At 65.6% G+C, this 18,245-nt stretch carries 16 protein-coding genes; 5 read left to right on the forward strand and 11 right to left on the reverse strand.

Annotated elements, in window-relative coordinates; genetic code table 11:
• Positions 1–63 precede the first annotated feature (63 nt).
• From JHD59_RS13380 to JHD59_RS13390, 3 genes are all read right to left on the reverse strand, one after another.
• A complete protein-coding gene (locus tag JHD59_RS13380) occupies positions 64–1,497 on the reverse strand; it encodes a tetratricopeptide repeat protein (RefSeq protein ID WP_199154606.1) in 1,434 nt (477 codons plus the stop codon).
• 10 nt (positions 1,498–1,507) lie between these two features.
• On the reverse strand, positions 1,508–3,919 hold the full coding sequence (gene ligA, locus JHD59_RS13385; protein WP_199154607.1) for an NAD-dependent DNA ligase LigA: 2,412 nt from the start codon (positions 3,917–3,919) through the stop codon (positions 1,508–1,510).
• Between the two features lie 63 nt (positions 3,920–3,982).
• A complete protein-coding gene (locus JHD59_RS13390) occupies positions 3,983–5,182 on the reverse strand; it encodes a cell division protein ZipA C-terminal FtsZ-binding domain-containing protein (RefSeq protein WP_199154608.1) in 1,200 nt (399 codons plus the stop codon).
• Between the two features lie 401 nt (positions 5,183–5,583).
• On the opposite strand from JHD59_RS13390, the gene JHD59_RS13395 reads away from it, so the two are divergent.
• Positions 5,584–6,051 carry a MarR family winged helix-turn-helix transcriptional regulator gene (locus tag JHD59_RS13395; protein ID WP_103317936.1) on the forward strand — a complete coding sequence of 156 codons (468 nt, stop codon included), beginning with the start codon at positions 5,584–5,586 and terminating at the stop codon, positions 6,049–6,051.
• A 12-nt stretch (positions 6,052–6,063) separates the two neighbouring features.
• Here JHD59_RS13395 and JHD59_RS13400 read toward each other — a convergent pair whose 3' ends face one another.
• The 3 genes from JHD59_RS13400 to smc all read right to left on the reverse strand — a co-directional run bounded on the left by JHD59_RS13400 (position 6,064) and on the right by smc (position 11,820).
• Positions 6,064–6,825 (reverse strand): energy transducer TonB, encoded by a 762-nt coding sequence (locus JHD59_RS13400; protein ID WP_199154609.1) that lies wholly within the window; start codon positions 6,823–6,825, stop codon positions 6,064–6,066.
• A 7-nt stretch (positions 6,826–6,832) separates the two neighbouring features.
• Positions 6,833–8,212 (reverse strand): MFS transporter, encoded by a 1,380-nt coding sequence (locus tag JHD59_RS13405; protein WP_199154610.1) that lies wholly within the window; start codon positions 8,210–8,212, stop codon positions 6,833–6,835.
• 119 nt (positions 8,213–8,331) lie between these two features.
• Positions 8,332–11,820, reverse strand: a complete 3,489-nt coding sequence (smc, locus tag JHD59_RS13410) for a chromosome segregation protein SMC (RefSeq protein WP_199154611.1) — start codon at positions 11,818–11,820, stop codon at positions 8,332–8,334.
• Between the two features lie 138 nt (positions 11,821–11,958).
• On the opposite strand from smc, the gene JHD59_RS13415 reads away from it, so the two are divergent.
• The 4 genes from JHD59_RS13415 (at position 11,959) to JHD59_RS13430 (ending at position 13,947) form a co-directional block, all read left to right on the forward strand.
• A complete protein-coding gene (locus tag JHD59_RS13415; protein ID WP_071110619.1) occupies positions 11,959–12,519 on the forward strand; it encodes a YqgE/AlgH family protein in 561 nt (186 codons plus the stop codon).
• Complete coding sequence (gene ruvX / locus JHD59_RS13420) at positions 12,503–12,943, forward strand: Holliday junction resolvase RuvX (protein WP_071110620.1); 441 nt, start codon at positions 12,503–12,505, stop codon at positions 12,941–12,943. The genes JHD59_RS13415 and ruvX overlap by 17 nt, the downstream gene beginning before the upstream one ends.
• A complete protein-coding gene (locus JHD59_RS13425; protein WP_199154612.1) occupies positions 12,943–13,401 on the forward strand; it encodes a DUF3592 domain-containing protein in 459 nt (152 codons plus the stop codon). The genes ruvX and JHD59_RS13425 overlap by 1 nt, the downstream gene beginning before the upstream one ends.
• Before the next feature lie 105 nt (positions 13,402–13,506).
• Positions 13,507–13,947 carry a hypothetical protein gene (locus tag JHD59_RS13430; RefSeq protein WP_199154613.1) on the forward strand — a complete coding sequence of 147 codons (441 nt, stop codon included), beginning with the start codon at positions 13,507–13,509 and terminating at the stop codon, positions 13,945–13,947.
• Between the two features lie 66 nt (positions 13,948–14,013).
• On the opposite strand, the gene ylqF is transcribed toward JHD59_RS13430, so the two are convergent.
• The 5 genes from ylqF to JHD59_RS13455 form a co-directional block, all read right to left on the reverse strand.
• The gene (ylqF, locus tag JHD59_RS13435; protein WP_199154614.1) at positions 14,014–14,955 is read right to left on the reverse strand and encodes a ribosome biogenesis GTPase YlqF; all 942 of its coding nucleotides are present in this window, start codon (positions 14,953–14,955) and stop codon (positions 14,014–14,016) included.
• A 3-nt stretch (positions 14,956–14,958) separates the two neighbouring features.
• Positions 14,959–15,171, reverse strand: a complete 213-nt coding sequence (locus JHD59_RS13440) for a DUF3820 family protein (protein WP_071110624.1) — start codon at positions 15,169–15,171, stop codon at positions 14,959–14,961.
• Between the two features lie 208 nt (positions 15,172–15,379).
• The gene (locus tag JHD59_RS13445) at positions 15,380–15,724 is read right to left on the reverse strand and encodes a hypothetical protein (RefSeq protein ID WP_199154615.1); all 345 of its coding nucleotides are present in this window, start codon (positions 15,722–15,724) and stop codon (positions 15,380–15,382) included.
• A gap of 16 nt (positions 15,725–15,740) precedes the next feature.
• Positions 15,741–16,286: a hypothetical protein gene (locus JHD59_RS13450; protein WP_103320662.1), complete on the reverse strand. Its 546-nt coding sequence runs from the start codon at positions 16,284–16,286 to the stop codon at positions 15,741–15,743.
• 329 nt (positions 16,287–16,615) lie between these two features.
• Complete coding sequence (locus JHD59_RS13455) at positions 16,616–18,235, reverse strand: electron transfer flavoprotein-ubiquinone oxidoreductase (protein ID WP_199154628.1); 1,620 nt, start codon at positions 18,233–18,235, stop codon at positions 16,616–16,618.
• Between the last annotated feature and the right edge of the window lie 10 nt (positions 18,236–18,245).

Genomic DNA, 18,245 nt, shown 5'->3' on the forward strand with positions numbered 1-18,245 from the left:
GCTATTTCAATTGGCGTTTTGCAATATAGACAGCGCCGCATTCTAGCCCTTCTTCGCTCGAGGTCAAAATGTCTGTTGCGCCGACAAGGCCTCGGCCAGCTCGCGAACCAGCGGCAGCCAGTCGCCGGGCGCCGCCTGTCGCCATAGCCGCACCGATGGGTACCACGGCGCGACGGCCGCGTCCGCAAGGAAGAACGGCGCGCTCTCGGCACGCAGCAGCGCCCAGGTAGGCTTACCCATCGCCCCGGCCAGATGCAGGATGGCGGTATCCACGCAGACCACCAGATCCATCTGCTCCAGCAGCGCGGCGGTATCGGCAAAATCGTCTATCGATGCCTGCGTCACCAGTCCTTGCAATTCGGCGGGCAGCTCGCCCGGCTGCAAGGCGACGAAATCGATGCCGGGCACCCGGCAGATTTCGGCAAACAAGGCTGGCGGCACCGACTTATGCTGACGCCACGCATCGGCAATGCCCACGCCCCAGCGCCCGCTCTCCCAGACCACGCCGACTTTCAGCTTGCCATTGCCCGCCAGCGTTGACTGCGCCCCTTCTACGGGCTGGAGGTAGCCCGCTGTCGGCAGCGTTTCCAGCGTCACGCCCAGCACGCCGGGCAGCGACATCAAAGGCAGTTGGCAGTCATACGCCGGCGCCGCGTCGGGCGGCAGCAACTCGATGCCGTCAAATTGTGCGAACAGGCGGTGAAACGTCTGCGGGCAGGCCAGCAACAACCGGGCGTCCGAGTGCTCGGCGCGGATGCGCGGCAGAAAACGCGCCATCTGCAGGCTGTCGCCCAAGCCCTGCTCCGCCCACAGCAACAGCGTCCGCTTGCCCAAGGCGCGGCCATCCCAGCGCGCCCCCTCATGCCACGGCGCGAGGATGCTGCGCCAACGGGCCTCGTACAACGGCCAGGCCTCGGCGTAGCGGCCCGCCAGCAGCAAGGCGATGGACAGGCTGAACTGCAGATTGGCGTCCTGCGGCGCCAGTGCCAAGCCGCCCTGCAGCACGGAAATGGCGTCGTCCAGCAGCAGCGCGCTGGTGCAGACGTTGCCGAGATTATTGCAGCGGGCCGCGGTGACGCCGCCAAGCTCTATCGCCTTCAGGAAGCAGGCGATGGCGTCGTGGTATCGCAACTGGTGCTGCCGCACCACGCCCAGATTGCTCCAGGCATCCACATGCGCAGGCTCCGCCGCCAGGGCCTCCTCCAGCAGTTGGCCGGCCAGTTGCAGTTCGCCCAGCTCCTTCAGCAGCACCGCCAGATTGCTCTTGATATTGGCCGACGCCGGGTTCAACGCCGACGCGGCCATGTAGTCGTCCAAGGCGCGCGCGTTGTCGCCCAACTGCTGCCGCGCGTTCGCCCGGTTGGCCAGCGCCTGCCAGTCCTGCGGATTCAGCGCCAGGCAGCGATCGAACACCGCGATCGCGCCCTGCCAGTCGCCCGCCGCCGCGCGGCGGTTGCCTTCGTCGAAATCCGCCTTCACCACCGCCTTCAGCGCCATAGGGCCTCCGTCAGTTTCCGGCCAGCAAAGCCTGCAGGCCGGCTTCGTCCAAGATCGCGACGCCCAGCTCCTGCGCCTTGGCGAGCTTGCTGCCCGCCTCTTCTCCAGCCACCACATAATGCGTCTTTTTCGATACGCTGCCGGACACCTTGCCGCCGGCGGCCTCGATCAGCGCCTTGGCCTGATCGCGGCTCAGCGTGGGCAGGGTGCCGGTCAAGACCAGCGTCTTGCCGTCCAACGGCAGGGCCATGGCCTCGGCGGCTTCCGGCAGACCTGCCACTATCTCGTCGCGCAATCCGGCCAGGCTGTCCAGCGCCTCGCGCTTGCCCGGCGCATCCAGCCAATCCGCCAGCGCGTTCACCACTTCGGCCGGCAAGTCCAGATCCAGCAGCGCGCGCCGTTCGCTCTGCGCCAGCCATGTCAGGCTGCGCTGCGCGGCCAGTTGCTGGCTGCGCACCTCGGTCAGCCGTGGAATGGCCAGCCGGGCCAACAGCGCCGCGTCGTCCAGCCGCTCGCGCAGCTTGGGCGAGGGCGCGTGCTCGTCCGCCGGCCTCACTTCGGCCAGCAGCGCGTCCAATGCCTGTTCATTGTTGTTCTCGGCGAAAAAGTCCGCCAGCGACTCCGCCACCACCGCGCCGATGTCCGGCAGCGCGGCGAACAGGGCCGCCGGGCAGCGGCGGATCATCGCCATGGTGCCCAGCCAATCGGCCAGGGTCTTGGCGGTGGATTCGCCGACATGGCGAATGCCCAGCGCGAACAAGAGCCGCGCCAAGGGCGGGGTGCGGCTGGCGTCTATCGCCGCGATCAGGTTTTCGGCCCACTTGCTGGCCACCTTGCCGGCCTTCACCGTCTCCGGCGTGGCGCCCTCGTCCTCGTCGGCGCGGCGCTTCATTTCCAGCAGGTCGTCCAGCGTCAGCCGGTACAGGTCGGCCACGCTATTGACGTAGCCGTACTCGACCAGCTTGTCGATATAGCGCTCGCCCAGGCCGTCGATATCCATCATGCGTCGGCCGGCGAAGTGCTGGATCGCCTGGCTGCGCTGGGCGCGGCAGGACAGCCCGCCGGAGCAGCGCGCCACCGCCTCGCCCTCTTCGCGCACCACGTGGCTGCCGCACACCGGACAGGACGCGGGCAGGCGGTAAGCCGGGTATTGCGGCTCCTCGCCCGCGCTGAACAGGTCGCCGCCGGCGGCTGGCCGCATCGGCCGGCGCTCCAGCACCACGGACACCACCTCGGGAATCACATCGCCGGCGCGGCGCACGATCACCGTGTCGCCGACGCGCACATCCTTGCGCCGAACTTCGTCCTCGTTGTGCAGCGTGGCGTTGGTGACGGTGACGCCGCCGACGAACACCGGCTTGAGCCGCGCCACCGGGGTAATGGCGCCGGTGCGGCCCACCTGCTCCTCGATGGCCTCGACCGTGGTCAGCGCCTCCTCAGCCGGGAATTTATGGGCGATGGCCCAGCGCGGCGCGCGCGACACAAAACCCAGCGAGTCCTGCAGCGCGCGGCTATTCACCTTGTACACCACGCCGTCGATCTCGAACGGCAAGCCGGCGCGGCGCGCAAGCACGCCCTCGTAATAGCCGGACAGCCCGGCCACGCCGCGCACCACTGGCCGCAGGCTCGCGTCCACGACCGGGAAGCCGAGCTGCTTCAACCAGTCCATCTCGCCCTGGTGGGTCGCCGGCCAATCTGCGCCTTCCACCTGGGCGATGGCGTAGGCGAAAAACGACAGCCGGCGCTGCGCGGTGATGCGCGAATCCAACTGGCGCAGGCTGCCGGCGGCGGCGTTGCGCGGATTGGCGAAAACCTTATCGCCGCGGGCCAGTTGGTCGGCGTTCAGGCGCTCGAAGTCGCGCTTCAGCATCAGCACCTCGCCGCGGACTTCGAGCAAGGCCGGCGGATTCGCGCCGTCCAGCTTCAGCGGAATCGCGCGTATGGTGCGCACGTTCTCGGTCACCTGCTCGCCGGTCACGCCGTCGCCGCGCGTGGCGGCGCGGGTCAGCACGCCGTTTTGATACAGCAGGGAAATGGCCAGTCCGTCGAACTTGGGCTCGGTGGCGTACTCCACCTCCGCCGCCTCCAGCCCCTTGCGCACCCGCTCGTCGAACTGGATCAATTCGGCGTGGCGCGCTGCCAGATCGGCCAGTTGCATGTCGGAAAAAGCGTTGGACAAGGACAGCATGGGCACCGCGTGGGTGACGCTGTCGAATTCGGCCAGCGGCGCGCCGCCGACTCGCTTCGTCGGCGAATCGGCCACCGCCAGTTCTGGATACGCCTCTTCCAGCGCCTGCAATTCGCGGAACAGGCGGTCGTATTCGGCATCGGGCACGGTCGGCGCGTCCAGCACGTAGTATTCATGGCCGTAACGGTTCAGCAGCTCGCGCAGCTCGGCTGCGCGCAGTTCATGTGCGGTCATCGGAAACTCTCGAACGGCAAAAGGGCCGGCATGGCCGGCCCTGGAATCATCTTCAATTTTGACTCAGGCAAACAAGCGCAGCGCGGCCACGCTGCCCGGCGCGATGCCGCGGTCGTCCATGCTGCCGTAGATGTGCAGCAACTGATCGCGGATGCGGCCCAGGCCGGCATCGGTCAGCACCCGGCGGTTGTCGTCCACCAATTGGGCATCGAACTCGTGGGCCAGCTGGCGGGCAAAATAGACGGCGCGGTCGAACACATCCACCCCGCCGGCCACTCGCGGCACGTCGAACAGCAGCGTCAGCGCCGGGAAAGTCTTGTCCAGCAGCGTGTGGAAGGTGAACGGCATCTGATCCGCCGCCACCAGCGAGTAAAGGGTATTGCCGGAGTCTGCCAGATAGTGGAAGGCGCCATCCGGCTCCAGCTGCAGCCCGGCGGCTTCGGCGAAGCTGCGCAGGCGCGCGCCTTCGACCGGCGCCTTGGGCACGATGTTGATGCCGATCAGCACGTCCACATCGGCGCAGAAGCGATCCAGCTCGCGCGCCGCCACCAGCTTCTGCTGGCGCTGCGGGAAACTGACCGCCGCGTCATGGTCCTCGGCGAAGCGCGATACCTGCTGGCAGAACGCGGCCAATTCCTGTTCGGTCACCGCGCCGGAGCGGTCCACCATTTGCATGCTGATGTTGATCTGCTTGTAGCGGGTGCCCGGCAGCGCCTCGGCCACCTTCCATAGCCCGCGCTCGGTGCGTCCGATCAGCTGGGTGCGCTTGCCGACGTTGAAGCGCGGCATGGCCGCCAGCTCGTGCGGCTCGTGGAACAGCACCTCGGCGATGAAGTCCAGCGACGGGTCCAGCATGGCCACCACCAGCGCCTGATGATCGGCGGAATCCATCGCCAGTTCGGCGTCGTCCTCCTCGTCGATCACCGGCACCTCAGCCGCCGCGGCCATCGGCTCCATGCGCACAGCGGCGCTGCGCGGCGGCTCCGGCGCGATGGCTGCCGATTCCGGCAACTGCGGCTCGAACGGTTCCGCGTCGTCGTCGCGGTCGTCGAAATCGGCATCGACCAGCACCGGCTCCATGCGATCGCTGCGGCCGTCGCGCACATTATTCTTCGGCACGTCCAGCAACACGTCATCCTGCGGGCGGGCGAAAGCCTGCTGCGTCCGCCTGCGGAAACGCCATTCCTGAAACATGTTGAAGCCGAAAACCAGGGCGATCACGCCGCCGCCCAATATCAACACACCAATCTGCAATTCGCTCATCAGCCAGTCCGCTATTAAGGCGAATAATTCGAAGCCGCACCCTGTCCCCATGGACGCTATCGCTGGTCGGCCTCCCGCTATTATCCTGTTGCCGCCATTGCTGCAAAAGCCGGCAGCCACCCGTCCAAGACGGGCATTCCACGCTCATTATAACGAAAGCCCGCCTCGGCGCACCATTTGGCAGTACATAAACGCTTGACAAACGCCCTTGCCAATCCGATGTCATGCCAAACGGCGCGGAATGGCCGCTGCGGAACCCGGTAGCCTGGTATCGACTCAAACCGAATGAACATGACATTTCTGACAGGAGAATTTATTCATAGCGCGTGCAAGAATAACTCTGTTATTGGACCGTACTAGCCTGTACAACATTGCTTAGAACAGCACGGGGACTCTTTACGATGAAAAAATCCGATCAAGCCAGTTTCCTGCCTGTCGTTCGCGAATTGTCGCGCACCTATCAGGCTTTTGAACAATTCGCCAGCTACAACATCCGCCGGCTTGGGCTGACGCCGCCGCAATTCGATGTCGTCACCACGCTGGGCAACAGCCAAGGGATGAACTGCAAGGAGCTATCCGATCACACCCTGATCACCAAGGGTACCCTGACCGGCGTGCTGGATCGTCTGGAAGACAAGGGCATCGTCGCCCGCAGCATGCAGCCCAACGACCGGCGCAGCGTGTTCGTGGCGCTGACGCCGTATGGCCAGGAGCTGTTCAGCCAAGCCTTCCCGGCGCATCTGGACTATATGCACAACGCCTTCCAGCAATTCGGCGAACAAGACCTGTCCGGCTTCTGCAATGAGCTGGGCCGGCTGCGCGCCAGCTTCAGCCAGGCGCTGGAGCAACAGGAGAGCGAACCGGCCTGAGCGCAGCATCGCCTAAGGCCCGGCCTGAAAGCGTATCGGCACCGTCAAGGTAGACTCAATGGCGGCGCCGTTGCGCACTGCCGGCGCGAAACGCCAGCGCGATACCGTTTCCAGCGCCGACTGGTCCAAGCGGCGGAAACCGCTGCTGCGCGCCAGCTCCACTGCCAGCGCGCGGCCGTTTACCCCCACGCGCACCTTTAGCAGCACCACGCCCTCCTCCCCTTGCTGACGCGATCGCTCCGGGTAGGAGGGCTGAGGATTTTCCAGATAAGCCGGCGCATACAGCGCCTCGCGGTCGCCCTCCGCGCCCTCGCCCGTCTTGCCGCTTCCCGCCGGTAATTTAGTCTGACCGCCATCCTTTGCTTCGCCATGTCCAACCGCCTGAGACTCGCCAGGCGCCGCTATGGTCGAGGAACGGTTCGCTTGCGCAGGCGCCAACGGACTCGCCTTTGCCGCAGCGTTTGGAGTTGGCGCGGCAGGACGCATCGGGTTTTCCGTGTCCGGAGAGGAAAGGGCCTGGGATGGCTGCAGACTGGGCTTAATCATGGCGGGCGGCTCCTGCGGAGCGCCGCCTCGGTTGCGCATCGCCGCCGCCGAATCTCCAGCGCGCCCAAGCCTGCCTGCGACGCCCCCCTCCGCTTGCCCCGCCTCTCCCCCGCGCAAGGCCACCACCAGCGGCACCGCCGGTCTATTCGGTTCGAACTGCCAGGGCAGCCATAGCAGCCACAACAGCAAGCCATGCGCCAGCAGCGACAGCGGCAGGGCCCAACGCATCATCGTCTCAGCATCGCATTGCCGCGCGCGGACGGCTGTAATGCCACCACGCGATCACCATGCATAAGAGATAGAACAGGAAAAACATCGCGAACGCCGGCAAGAAACTGCCGAACCAATCCAAAGCCGAGCCGAAGGCCTTGGGAATGACGAAGCCGCCGAACGCTGCCATCACCGAGCTGACATTCATCGCCGACGCGCCGCGCCGGCCGCCGCGCAGATAGGCCTGCTGCAGGCTCTCGCCATGCAGCTGGGCATCGCGCCCGGCCAGGATCAGGAACACCTTGGGCGCCAGTTGATAAGACGAACCGTTGCCGACGCCTGCAGCAAAGAAAATCAACTGGAACATCGCCAGAAACAGCCAGAACGAACCGCCGCTGCCTGCGGACGGCATGCCCAGGTAAACGCCGATGGTGCCTGCCGCCATCAACAGATTGGCCGCGACGGTGGCGATGCCGCCGCCCACCTTGTCGCCCATCCAGCCGCCCAACGGCCGCGACAAGGCGCAAACCATCGGCCCGACGAATAGATACGGGCTGGCGTCGATATGCGGGAACATCGCCCGCGCCAACAAAGGAAACGCCGCGGAAAAACCCAGAAAAGTCCCGTAGCTGCCCATGTACAACAGGCAGATATACCAGGTGTGGGGGTCTTTCATCGCGTCCAATTGATCGTGCGGCGTGATGCGCAGCTTGGGCAGATCATGCGCGTACAGCAGACACGCCAGGGCGATCAGCAGGATCAGGGGCAGCCAGATGTACGCGGCGTTCTGCAGCCAGACGAAATGCACCTCGCCGCCGCGCCCCCACACTTGCGGCTCGCCGGCCGCGTACCCGAACAAGGGATAGAGAATGCACAGCGGAATCAGCAACTGCGCGACCGACACGCCCAGATTGCCCAGCCCGGCATTCAGCCCCATCGCCAGGCCCTTCTCGGACTTGGGAAAGAAGAAACTGGTATTCGACAAATGCGAGGCGCTGGCGCCGCCGCCTATGCCGCACAAGGCCGCCACCAGCAGCAACTGCCAGAACGGCGAGGCGATATCCTGCACCACCCGGCCGACGCCCCAGGCGGGCAGCAACAGGAACAGCGTGGACAGCCACAGCCATAGCCCGCCGCCCACCCAGCTCCAGGCCCAGGAATAGATCAGGCGCATCAACGCACCCACCAGCGGCGGAATCGACACCAGCAGAAATTGCTGCTGGCCGGAAATCAGGAAACCCACCGCCGGCAGGTTGACCACCACCATGCTCCACATCATCCAGATGTTGAAGTTCAGGTGCAGCGAGAAAATGGACAGCCACAGATTACGCCGAGCGATGCCGCGGCCGCGGCTCAGCCAGAAAATGACATTTTCCGGCTCCCAACGTTTGATGCTTACGGTCATGAACGGATTCCACGATGGCGACACAACGCAGCCGGACAGTTACCACTCGTCCCAACAGCCGGCGGCGCAGTATGCCATCCGGCCGCCGGGCCGAACCTTGCGCCGCGTCAAGCCGGCGATCAGGCTGTCTCGCGCATCTTCAGCGCCTCGACGATATCCACCGCCACGATGCGGCTGACGCCCTGCTCCTGCATCGTCACGCCCACCAGCTGCTCGGCCATCTCCATGGTCAGCCGGTTGTGTGAAATATAGAGGAACTGGGTGCGCTCGGACATCTGTTTGACCAGGTCGCAGAAGCGGCTGGTATTGGCGTCGTCCAGCGGCGCGTCCACCTCGTCCAAGAGGCAGAACGGCGCCGGGTTCAGGCTGAACAGCGAGAACACCAGGCTCATCGCGGTCAGCGCCTTCTCGCCGCCGGACAGAAGATGAATCGTGCTGTTCTTCTTGCCCGGCGGCTGGGCGATGATCTGCACGCCGGCGTCCAGCAAGTCTTCGCCGGTCAATACCAGCTCGGCGCGGCCGCCGCCGAACAGCGTAGGGAAAAACTCGCGCATCTTGGCGTTGACCGCGTCGTAGGTGGCCTGCAGCATGTCGCGGGTTTCGCCGTCTATCTTGCTGATGGCCTCGACCAGCGTTGCCATGGCCTGATTCAGGTCGTCGGACTGGTTCTGCAGGTATTCGCCGCGCTTCTTCGCCTCGTCCAGTTCCTGCAGCGCCGCCAGGTTGACCGCGCCCAGCCCCTCCAACGCGCGCGCCAGGCGGGCGATCTCGGCGGCCAAGGCGTTTGGCTTGACGCCTTCGTTGAGGTCGGCCAGCAGCGCGGTTTCGTCGGCCTCGGCCTGAGCCAGCTCCTCGGCGAAACGCTCCATCGCCAAGCGGGCTTCCTGATGCTTGAGCAGCCAATCCGAGCGCGCCTCGCGCAGCGCCGGCAAGGCGGCGTTGGCCTCGTGCTGGCGCTGGCCGATCTCGCGCATCCGCTCGGTCAGCTGGTTGAGCCTGTCGCGCGCGGCGGACAGTTCGCCCTCGCGCGTTTCGCGCTCGGCCAGCGCCAGTTGCAGCGCCTCTTCCGGCACCGCCTCGTCTACCGTTTCCGATTCGCCGGCCAGCGTCTCCAGCCGCTCCTGCAATTGCTCGTCGCGGTCGGCGAGTTCGCGGCCGCGGCGCGACAGCTCCGCCACTCTCTGCTCGGCGCTGTGCAAGGCCAGCTTGATCTCGTGCAGCACGCGCTCGGCGTCGCGCGCCTTGTTGCGCGCCAGCTCCAGCCGGGTTTCCGCGTTCAGCCGCGCCAGCCGAACGTCCTCCAGCTGCAGCGCCAGCTCTTCCAGCGTCAGCGCCGCCTCCTCGCCCATCAGCTCGGCCTCGGCGATGCCCTCCGCCGCCAGCCGCCGCTCCTCGGCGATGCGGCCGCGTTCGGCCTCGATGGCTGAGAGACGCGCCGCGCCCTGGCGCGCCGCCTGGTCCAGCTTGACATGCTCCAGTGTGGCAGCGTTCAGCTCGGCCTCCAGCCGAGTCAACGAACCCTTCTGGCCGCGCACGGCCTCCGCCAGCATATTGCCCATGCTCAAGAGGCTGTCGCGCTTCTTCTGCAAAGCGTCGATTTCCGGCCGCAAGGCGTCGGCGCGGGCGGCCGCCTGATCCAATTGCTGCTTGCGCGCCATCAGGCCGTCGCCGCTGGCTTCGGCGTGGAAACGCACGCTGACGGCATCGACGCGATGGCCTTCCGGCGTCAGCCAGCATTCGCCGGCCGCCAGCTCGCCGCGGCGCGCCAAAGCGGCGTCCAGCGTCTCGGCCAGATAAACGCCGGCCAGCCAGTCGCCCAAGGCCGCATCGAAAGGCGCATGCGCCTTCGCTTCTGCCAGCAGCGATGGCCAGGTGCGCGCAGGCAGTCCAGTCGAAGCGGCGCGCTTGCCGTCCACCAGCGCCAGCGCGGCGGGCGGCGGCGTGCCAGGCAAGGCGGCGGCGCGGGCGGACAGGCGCTCGCCCAGCACCGCTTCCAGCGCTTGTTGCCAGCGCGCGTCCACCTGCAGCGATTGCCATAGCTGCGGCGCGTCGGCCAGGCCATGCTTGTCCAGCCAGCCGGCCAATTGCTCGTCGGCCGCTTCGCGCTGCAGCAGCGCCGTCAGCGCGGCGGCCTCGGCCTCGGCGCGCGCCAATTCGGTGCGCTTGGCGGACAACTGCTGGTCCAGCTTTTCGCGCTCGGCGGCCAAATCCGCCTGCTTGGCCTCGTCCGCCACCAGCCTGGCACGCACCGCATCCAGCGCGGCCTTGGCCTTGTCTACCTCCTGCTTCGCCACCTCCAGCGTGCCGTGCTCCGGCAGATTCAGGTCGGACAGTTCGCGCGTCAGCGCGGCGTCGCGGCCATCCAGCTGCTGCTGGCCGCGCTGCCAGTGTTCGATTTGCTGCCGCGACAAATCGCGTTCGCGCGTCAGATTGGCCTGCTGCGCGGTCAGCTGCGATTGTTGCTGGTCCAGTTGGCGGAAAGCCGCCTCGGCGGTCGGCAGTTCGTCTGCGCCGTCCTCCAGCGCCATCTGCGCTTCTTCCTGCCGCAGTTGCGCCTCTTCCAGCCGCGGCAGCCAGTCGTCCAGCTCAGCCTCCACCTGCTGCCGGTTGTCCGCCAGTTGCTGGCGCTCGCTGCGCGCGGCGGCCAGATCGCGCTCCAGCCGTTGCCGGCTCTGCTCGCGGTGGCGCTGCGCCTCTTCCAGACGCGCCAGCTGGGCATTGGCCTCGAACAGCCGCTGCTGCGCCTCATGCACGGCGTCGCTGGCTGCGAAGTGCTGTTCGCGCACCGTTTCCTGCTCGGTTTCCAGGTGGGTGACCGCCGCTTCCAGCGCGGCTTCTTCGGTTTCGATGCGCGCCAGCTCGCCGCGGGCATGCGCCTCGTTGCGCGCCGCCTCCTCGCGCCGCGCCAAGGCCAGCAGGTTCTGCTTGTGGGTCAGCGCGCCGCGCATGTCGTGGTATTGCGCGGCCACTTCAGCCTGCTCGGACAGCCGCTCCACCTGACGCTCCAGCTCCTGCTGCAGGTCGGCGATGCGCTCCAGGTTGGCGCGGGTATCGGACAGGCGGTTTTCCGTTTCGCGGCGGCGCTCCTTGTACTTGGACACGCCGGCCGCCTCTTCCAGATAGGCGCGCAGCTCTTCCGGCCGCGCCTCGATGATGCGCGAAATCATGCCCTGCTCGATCACGGCGTAGCCGCGCGCGCCCACCCCGGTGCCGAGGAACAGATCGGTGATGTCGCGCCGCCGCACCTGCTGGCTATTGATGTAGTAGCTGGATTCGCCCTGGCGGGTCAGTACCCGCTTGATGGCCACTTCGGCGTACTGGCCCCAGGGGCCGGTAAGCTGGCCGTCGGCGTTGTCGAACACCAGCTCGACCGAAGCGCGCGACACCGGCTTGCGGCTGGACGAACCGTTGAAGATCACGTCCTGCATGGATTCGCCGCGCAGCTGTTTGGCGGACGATTCGCCCAGCACCCAGCGCACGGCGTCGATCACGTTCGACTTGCCGCAGCCGTTGGGGCCGATGACCGCCACCAGTTGGCCCGGCACCGCGATGCTGGTGGGGTCGACGAATGACTTGAAACCGGCGAGCTTGATATGGGTCAGGCGCAAAACGTCCTCGCTGCGAAAGGGAGCAAACTGTTCATTTTATCAGGCTGCGACAGACTGCGGGTCGATGGACTATTTCGGCCGAAAATTGTCGTGAAACGGGCTAGCCAGCGGCAAGGACACTTGTGCCATAATGCCCGTATGGAATCCTTATCGCTGTCCAATCACTTCCTGATCGCCATGCCCGGCATGGCGGATCCCCTGTTCGCCAAGTCTCTGGTCTATCTGTGCGAGCACGGCGAGCACGGCGCCATGGGGCTGATCATCAACAAGCCATCCGGCATCGCCATGGCTCAGTTGTTCGATCAGATCGATCTGCCGCTGGATGACGAAGACACCCGCACCGGCGTGGTGTACTTCGGCGGTCCGGTGCAGCCGGACCGCGGCTTCGTGCTGCATCAACCGGCCGGCAACTGGCAATCCAGCCTGATGGTGACCGACGACGTGGCGCTGACCACGTCCAAGGATGTGCTGACGGCGGTGTCTCAGGGCAAGAAGCCGGAGAGGCTGCTGATCTCGCTCGGCTATGCCGGCTGGTCGGCCGGCCAACTGGAGCAGGAAATTGCCGACAACGGCTGGCTGACGGTGCCGGCAGACCCGGCCATCGTGTTCGACCTGCCCTGCGAAGACCGCTACGACGCCGCCATGGCGCTGCTCGGCTTCGATCCCTCGCTGCTGTCCTCGGATGTCGGCCATGCCTGAGGGTTGCGCGCTGGCTTTCGATTTTGGCGAGCGCCGCATCGGCGTCGCCGTCGGCGACACCCTGCTGGGCATCCCGCATCCGCTGGCCACCATAGACACGCCCATCACCGATGAACGCTTCGCCGCCATCGCCAAGCTGATAGCGGAATGGCAGCCCAAACAGCTGGTGGTGGGCCTGCCCATGCATCCGGATGGCGTCGAGCATGAGATGTCCGCGCTGTCGCGCCGCTTCGCCAACCGGCTGAAGGGACGCTTCGGCCTGCCGGTATGGCTGGTGGACGAGCGCTACACCTCGGTCATCGCCGAGCAGCTGCTGGAAGAGGCCGGCGTCAAGAAAGGCCGCAAGCAGAAACCGGCGCTGGACCAAGTGGCGGCGCAAGCCATACTGGCCGGCTGGTTCGAGCAGCCCGGCACCGCCGTTTGATGCTGGCCAAGTTTCCGGCGCTGCTGCTGATCGCCATCGGCGTCGCCGGCTTTGGCTGGCTGTGGCGCCAGGCGCAGTTAGCCAACGCCGCGCAGGATTGGCCGTCCACAATGGGCACAGTCGAACGCAGCGAGGTGGAATGGCGTGTGCGCCGCGGCGCCGACAACCACGATCAGCGCGAATACCGCGCCGTCGTCTCCTACCGTTATCAAGTCAACGGCCAAACCTACGCCTCCAGCGCCATCCGCATCCCCGATATCGGCTTCGGCGGCAGCCAGACGCTAGCGGAAGACCTCGCGCGCCGTTATCCGGCGAGCGCGTCCATACCCGTTCGCTACAATCCGGCCAAGCCGGAACAGGCCTGCCTGGAAACCGGCGCGCACTGGAGCGTTCGGGCCGGACAGCTGCTGATGCTGCTGTTCGCCGCCGCCGGCGCCTTTTTGCTGACCCGGAGCTGAAAAACCTAAGCCATTGATTTGTTAGTAGCTATTAAGCGCTATTGAGTCCGCCGGGCAAACTGCCGATACTACCAAGGTAGAATCGCTCTACCCAGGAGTTTCGCCATGAGCATCAGCCAGACCGCGCAGATTTCGCTGGCCAGCGCCGCCTTGTTGAATGGCGGCACCGTGCCCTCACCGGTTGTGCAGAACGGCAATGCGACGACTGCGCTGGCTACCCAGGCGGCGCAACTGGCGCAGGAATCCAGCGCCGTTGTTTTGCTCGGCGGCAGCGGCAGCGATACCGGCACCTATGACGCCGCCGGCCTGCTCAACGGTTTCGCCACCGCCGGCACCCTGCAAGGCAGCCTGCTCAGTCCCAGCAGCGGCGAAACCGCAGCCCAAAGCACCGACCAGCAGATCCTGTCGCAAACGCTGGGCACCTCCAGCAGCGCCGGCTCCAGCCTCAACGCCAACTGGGCCACCATACTGCAGAGCAATCCGGCCTTGGCCGGCGAAGCGGTGGCGGACAGTACCAACGGCAACATCGTCAATACCATCGCCTAAACCGCGCCGCCCAAACGACAACAGGCCCGATTCCCGGGCCTGTTTGCTTTCCATCATGCCGACGAATCAGCGGCTGCCTTGCTTGCGGCCTTCCTTTTCCTTCAGCTTTTCTTCGCGCAGGATGGCTCGCTCGGCGGCGATCGCCTTGGCGCGCTTCTCCCACACCGCCCACTCGTCCGGGCGCTCCAGCGTGATGCGGCCGGTCTGGCCATCGCGGAAGTCGGTCAACACGATCTCGGCCGCTTTCTGCATATTGATGCGGCCGCCGGACAGCACCGCGCCGCGGCGCTTGCCGATCAGCTCCAGCGCCTGCCAGTCCTGCATGCCTTCCAGCGTTTCCTCATCCAGCTTGTAGCGGGCGGCCAGATCGGCGCGGTAATGGAGCAGCAGGTACTTCAGCAGCTCCAGGGCCACCTCCTCCTCGTCCATCGCGTTGCGGCCGACCGCGCCGCTGGCGGCCAGATTGTAGCCGCCCTCTTCCACCTCGATCTTCGGCCATAGCATGCCTGGGGTGTCGTACAGCTCGAAATCGTCTTCCAGGATGATGCGCTGCTCGTTCTTGGTGACGCCCGGCATATTGCCGGTCTTGGCGATCTTGCGGCTGGACATGCTGTTGATCAGCGTGGACTTGCCAACGTTGGGAATGCCGCAGATCAGCACGCGCAGCGGCTTCTCCAAACCGCTGCGGTTAGGCGCCAGCGCGCGGCAGGCGGCGATCAGCCGCTGCGCCGGGGCGCGTTCGCCGGCATCCATGCCCAGCGCCTCGGTTTGCGTCTTGGCGCGGTACCAGGCCAGCCATTGTTCGGTAACGGCCGGATCGGCCAGATCCTGCTTGTTCAGGATCATCAGCCGCGGCTTGCCCTTGGCCATGCGGGCCAGCATCGGGTTGGCGCTGGAAGCCGGCAGACGCGCGTCCAGCAGCTCGATGACGACATCAATATCTTTGAGGCGCTCGGCGACATCCTTGCGCGCCTTGTTCATATGGCCGGGAAACCATTGGATTGCCATTGTTCAACGCTTTCTAATCGGGTCCAGCAGATAAGTCAGACCATTGTGGTCCAGTTCATGCATCAGTTGCAGCAGGCGGCCGATCTCGCCGGGCGGGAAGCCCTCGCGGGCGAACCAGTTCAGATAATTACCCGGCAGCTCGCAAATCAGCGCGCCCTTGTGCTTGCCGAAGGGCATGGTGCGGGTGGTCAGGTTCAGCAGATCTTCGGCTTGCATGATGGCAGGTATAGATGGCGGTTGCGCATTGTGCCAAAGCCGGCGGCTTGCTGCCAGGCTTGACGTGGGACAAGCCGGCGGCGGGTTTCGCGGCGGCCCAGGCTTGAGCGGTTTAGCATGGCGTCACAGCAATCCGGGCCGGAAACTCGCCGGCCGCGTTTTACCGGTTCGCGCAGAGCCGTTTGCGGGCGCCACGGCGCCCGCCTTTTCATTGCAGCGGCAGCGGCTTGCGGTCGTTGAAATACAGAAAACCCTTCACCACGCGGTAGATGTACCACACCCATACCGCGAATAACACCACGCCGCCGACCAGCAGCCACAGCGTGGCAAAGCCGATGACATAGCCGAGCAGAGCCAGCCAGAAAGTGCGGATCTGCCACTCGAAATGGCTTTCATACATCGTGCCGCGCACGTCGTCGCGCTTCACGTAGTTGATGATGACCGCGACGATGCCAGTCACGCCCACCAGCAGGCTCACCGCCTGCAGAATGTAGACGGTCAGCGTCAGATTGTTCAGCCTGCGTTCGTTCTCGTCGAGCAGTTCCAGCTCCATCGCATCTCCTTGGTGGTTAACGGGCAAACAAGGCGGCAAAGCGCGCCGCCACGGTGCGGCGAAACGCCAGACTGGCCGGCACGGCCTGTTCGCCCTGCGCCGACGCCGGCGCGGCGCTCCAGCCCTGCAGCATGCCCTCGGTCCGGCCAGCCGGCAGCAACAACGGCAGCGTGGGCGTCCATTCCCAACCAGCGGCCTCGGCAAACTGCCGCGCGCGGAGGTTGGCCTCGTCCAGCAAGGATAGCTCGTCCAGGCCCACTGCCAGTTGCCGCCATTCCAGCAACAACATGCGCGCCGCCAGCCAATCTGCCGCTTCGGCGATGCGCGATGGCGTCTTGCCCGGCGGCAGGCCGCGGCGCAGCGCCAGATGCAACGCCAACTGGCGGATTTCCGGCAGCAGCGACTCCAGCAGACACGCCGCTTGCGGCGGAAATTGAGGCGAGCCCGGACGATACGCCAGCCATTCGCCATCGGTCGCCAGGGCAACCGGATACCCTGTCAGCGGCGCTTGAGGCTGCTGGGCATGGGTGGCGAGAATGAGGGCGTCGCTGATTTCGTTCATGGCTCTGTCTCCTGGAGCGTGAAATCCGCCTGACCGGAGACCATGTGCTGCGTTGGAGCTTCAAACACAAATGCCGCCGGTGATCGGCGGCATGGTCGGGTAGTGCGCTCAGTCCAAATGACTGCCGAGCCTATCCCTGGCGCCGCCGGGAGGGGCGGTACCAATAATAGGCGTGGGCGAAAAATACATTTTGGGCGAGCATTCGACCATGCTGCCAACGATGGCGGCCGCCGTCAAGCCATTGTTTCGCAAGACTTGATCTGCAGCCATGCAAAAAGGCCGGGTTTTCCAACGGAAAGCCCGGCCTGGCGCGGCAACAAACCGCCCGATCACATATTCGGGTAGTTCGGACCGCCGCCGCCTTCCGGCGTCACCCAATTGATGTTCTGGGTCGGGTCCTTGATGTCGCAGGTCTTGCAGTGCACGCAGTTCTGCGCATTGATCTGCAGCCGCGGCTTGCCCTCCTCCGCGCCCACGATCTCGTACACGCCGGCCGGGCAGTAGCGCTGCTCCGGCGCGTCGTACTTGGCCAGATTGATGGCGATCGGCACCGCCGCATCCTTCAGCTTCAGGTGCGGCGGCTGGTCCTCGCTGTGGTTGACGTTGGCGATGAACACCGACGACAGGCGGTCGAAGGTCAGCACGCCGTCCGGCTTGGGATACTGAATGCGGTTGAACTCATAAGCCGGCCGCAGCGCCTCGTTGTCGGCGTGCTTGTGCCGCAGCGTCCACGGCGCGCGGCCGCGGAACAGGAAGGTGTCGATGGCCGAATAGATCATCGCCGGCCACAGCCCCCAGCGGAACGACGGCCGGATGTTGCGCACCTTGTACAGCTCGTCGTAGACCCAGCTTTGCTTGAACTTGGCGGAATAGCCCTTGGCTTCGCCGCCTTGCGCCTCCGCCTCGTCGCCCAGCAGCTCGTACACGGCTTCCGCCGCCAGCATGGCCGACTTCATCGCGGTATGGGTGCCCTTGATCTTGGGCACGTTGAGGAAGCCGGCGGTATCGCCGACCAAAACGCCGCCTGGGAAGGTCAGCTTGGGCAGGCTTTGCAAGCCGCCCTCGGTCAGCGCGCGCGCGCCATAGGACACGCGGCGGCCGCCCTCGAAGACTTGCTTGATCGCCGGATGGGTCTTGAAGCGCTGGAATTCCTCGAACGGCGACAGATACGGGTTCTGGTAATCCAGGCCCACCACGAAGCCGACCGCCACCAGATTGTCTTCCAGGTGGTACAGGAAGGAGCCGCCGTAGGTGGCAGTATCCATCGGCCAACCCACGGTATGGGTGATATGGCCGGGCTGATGGTTTTCCGGCAGCACTTCCCACAGTTCCTTGATGCCGATGCCGAAAGTTTGCGGATCGGAACCATCGGTCAGGTGGAAGCGCGACAGCAGCGTCTTGGTCAGTGAGCCCCTACAGCCTTCGGCGAAGATGGTCTGCTTGGCCCACAGCTCCATGCCCGGCTCGCCGTCCAGATCGCCATTCTTGCCGGTGCCGACGGCGCCGGTGGCCACGCCCTTGACCGATCCGTCCGCGTGGTAAAGCACCTCGGCCGCGGCGAAGCCCGGGTAGATTTCCACCCCCAGGTTCTCCGCCTGCTGGCCCAGCCAGCGACAGAAGTTGCCCAGGCTGACGATATAGTTGCCCTTGTTGTGCATCTGCGGCGGCGTCGGCAACTGGATGGACTCGGTTTCCGTCAGATAGAGGAAGCGGTCGGCTTGGGCCGGCGTGTTCAACGGCGCGTCCAGTTCTTTCCAGTTGGGCAGCAGCTCGGACAGCGCGCCGGTTTCGATCACCGCGCCGGACAGGATGTGGGCGCCGATCTCGGAGCCTTTCTCCAGCAGACAGACGCTGATGTCGCGGCCTTGCTCGGCCGCCATCTGTTTCAGACGGATCGCGGCGGACAGCCCGGCAGGGCCGCCGCCGACGATCACTACGTCGTATTCCATGTATTCGCGT

The organism is Chromobacterium sp. ASV23, assembly GCF_016428945.1.
GTDB lineage: Bacteria > Pseudomonadota > Gammaproteobacteria > Burkholderiales > Chromobacteriaceae > Chromobacterium > Chromobacterium sinusclupearum.

Coding starts and splice junctions, on each gene's coding strand:
- JHD59_RS13440 (WP_071110624.1), bottom strand. CDS start 15,171: ATGCAAGCCGAAGATCTGCTGAACCTGACCACCCGCACCATGCCCTTC.
- JHD59_RS13405 (WP_199154610.1), bottom strand. CDS start 8,212: ATGACCGTAAGCATCAAACGTTGGGAGCCGGAAAATGTCATTTTCTGG.
- ruvX (WP_071110620.1), top strand. CDS start 12,503: ATGTCGGCCATGCCTGAGGGTTGCGCGCTGGCTTTCGATTTTGGCGAG.
- JHD59_RS13415 (WP_071110619.1), top strand. CDS start 11,959: ATGGAATCCTTATCGCTGTCCAATCACTTCCTGATCGCCATGCCCGGC.
- JHD59_RS13425 (WP_199154612.1), top strand. CDS start 12,943: ATGCTGGCCAAGTTTCCGGCGCTGCTGCTGATCGCCATCGGCGTCGCC.
- JHD59_RS13390 (WP_199154608.1), bottom strand. CDS start 5,182: ATGAGCGAATTGCAGATTGGTGTGTTGATATTGGGCGGCGGCGTGATC.
- JHD59_RS13395 (WP_103317936.1), top strand. CDS start 5,584: ATGAAAAAATCCGATCAAGCCAGTTTCCTGCCTGTCGTTCGCGAATTG.
- ylqF (WP_199154614.1), bottom strand. CDS start 14,955: ATGGCAATCCAATGGTTTCCCGGCCATATGAACAAGGCGCGCAAGGAT.
- JHD59_RS13430 (WP_199154613.1), top strand. CDS start 13,507: ATGAGCATCAGCCAGACCGCGCAGATTTCGCTGGCCAGCGCCGCCTTG.
- JHD59_RS13380 (WP_199154606.1), bottom strand. CDS start 1,497: ATGGCGCTGAAGGCGGTGGTGAAGGCGGATTTCGACGAAGGCAACCGC.
- JHD59_RS13455 (WP_199154628.1), bottom strand. CDS start 18,235: ATGGAATACGACGTAGTGATCGTCGGCGGCGGCCCTGCCGGGCTGTCC.
- JHD59_RS13445 (WP_199154615.1), bottom strand. CDS start 15,724: ATGGAGCTGGAACTGCTCGACGAGAACGAACGCAGGCTGAACAATCTG.
- JHD59_RS13400 (WP_199154609.1), bottom strand. CDS start 6,825: ATGCGTTGGGCCCTGCCGCTGTCGCTGCTGGCGCATGGCTTGCTGTTG.
- ligA (WP_199154607.1), bottom strand. CDS start 3,919: ATGACCGCACATGAACTGCGCGCAGCCGAGCTGCGCGAGCTGCTGAAC.
- JHD59_RS13450 (WP_103320662.1), bottom strand. CDS start 16,286: ATGAACGAAATCAGCGACGCCCTCATTCTCGCCACCCATGCCCAGCAG.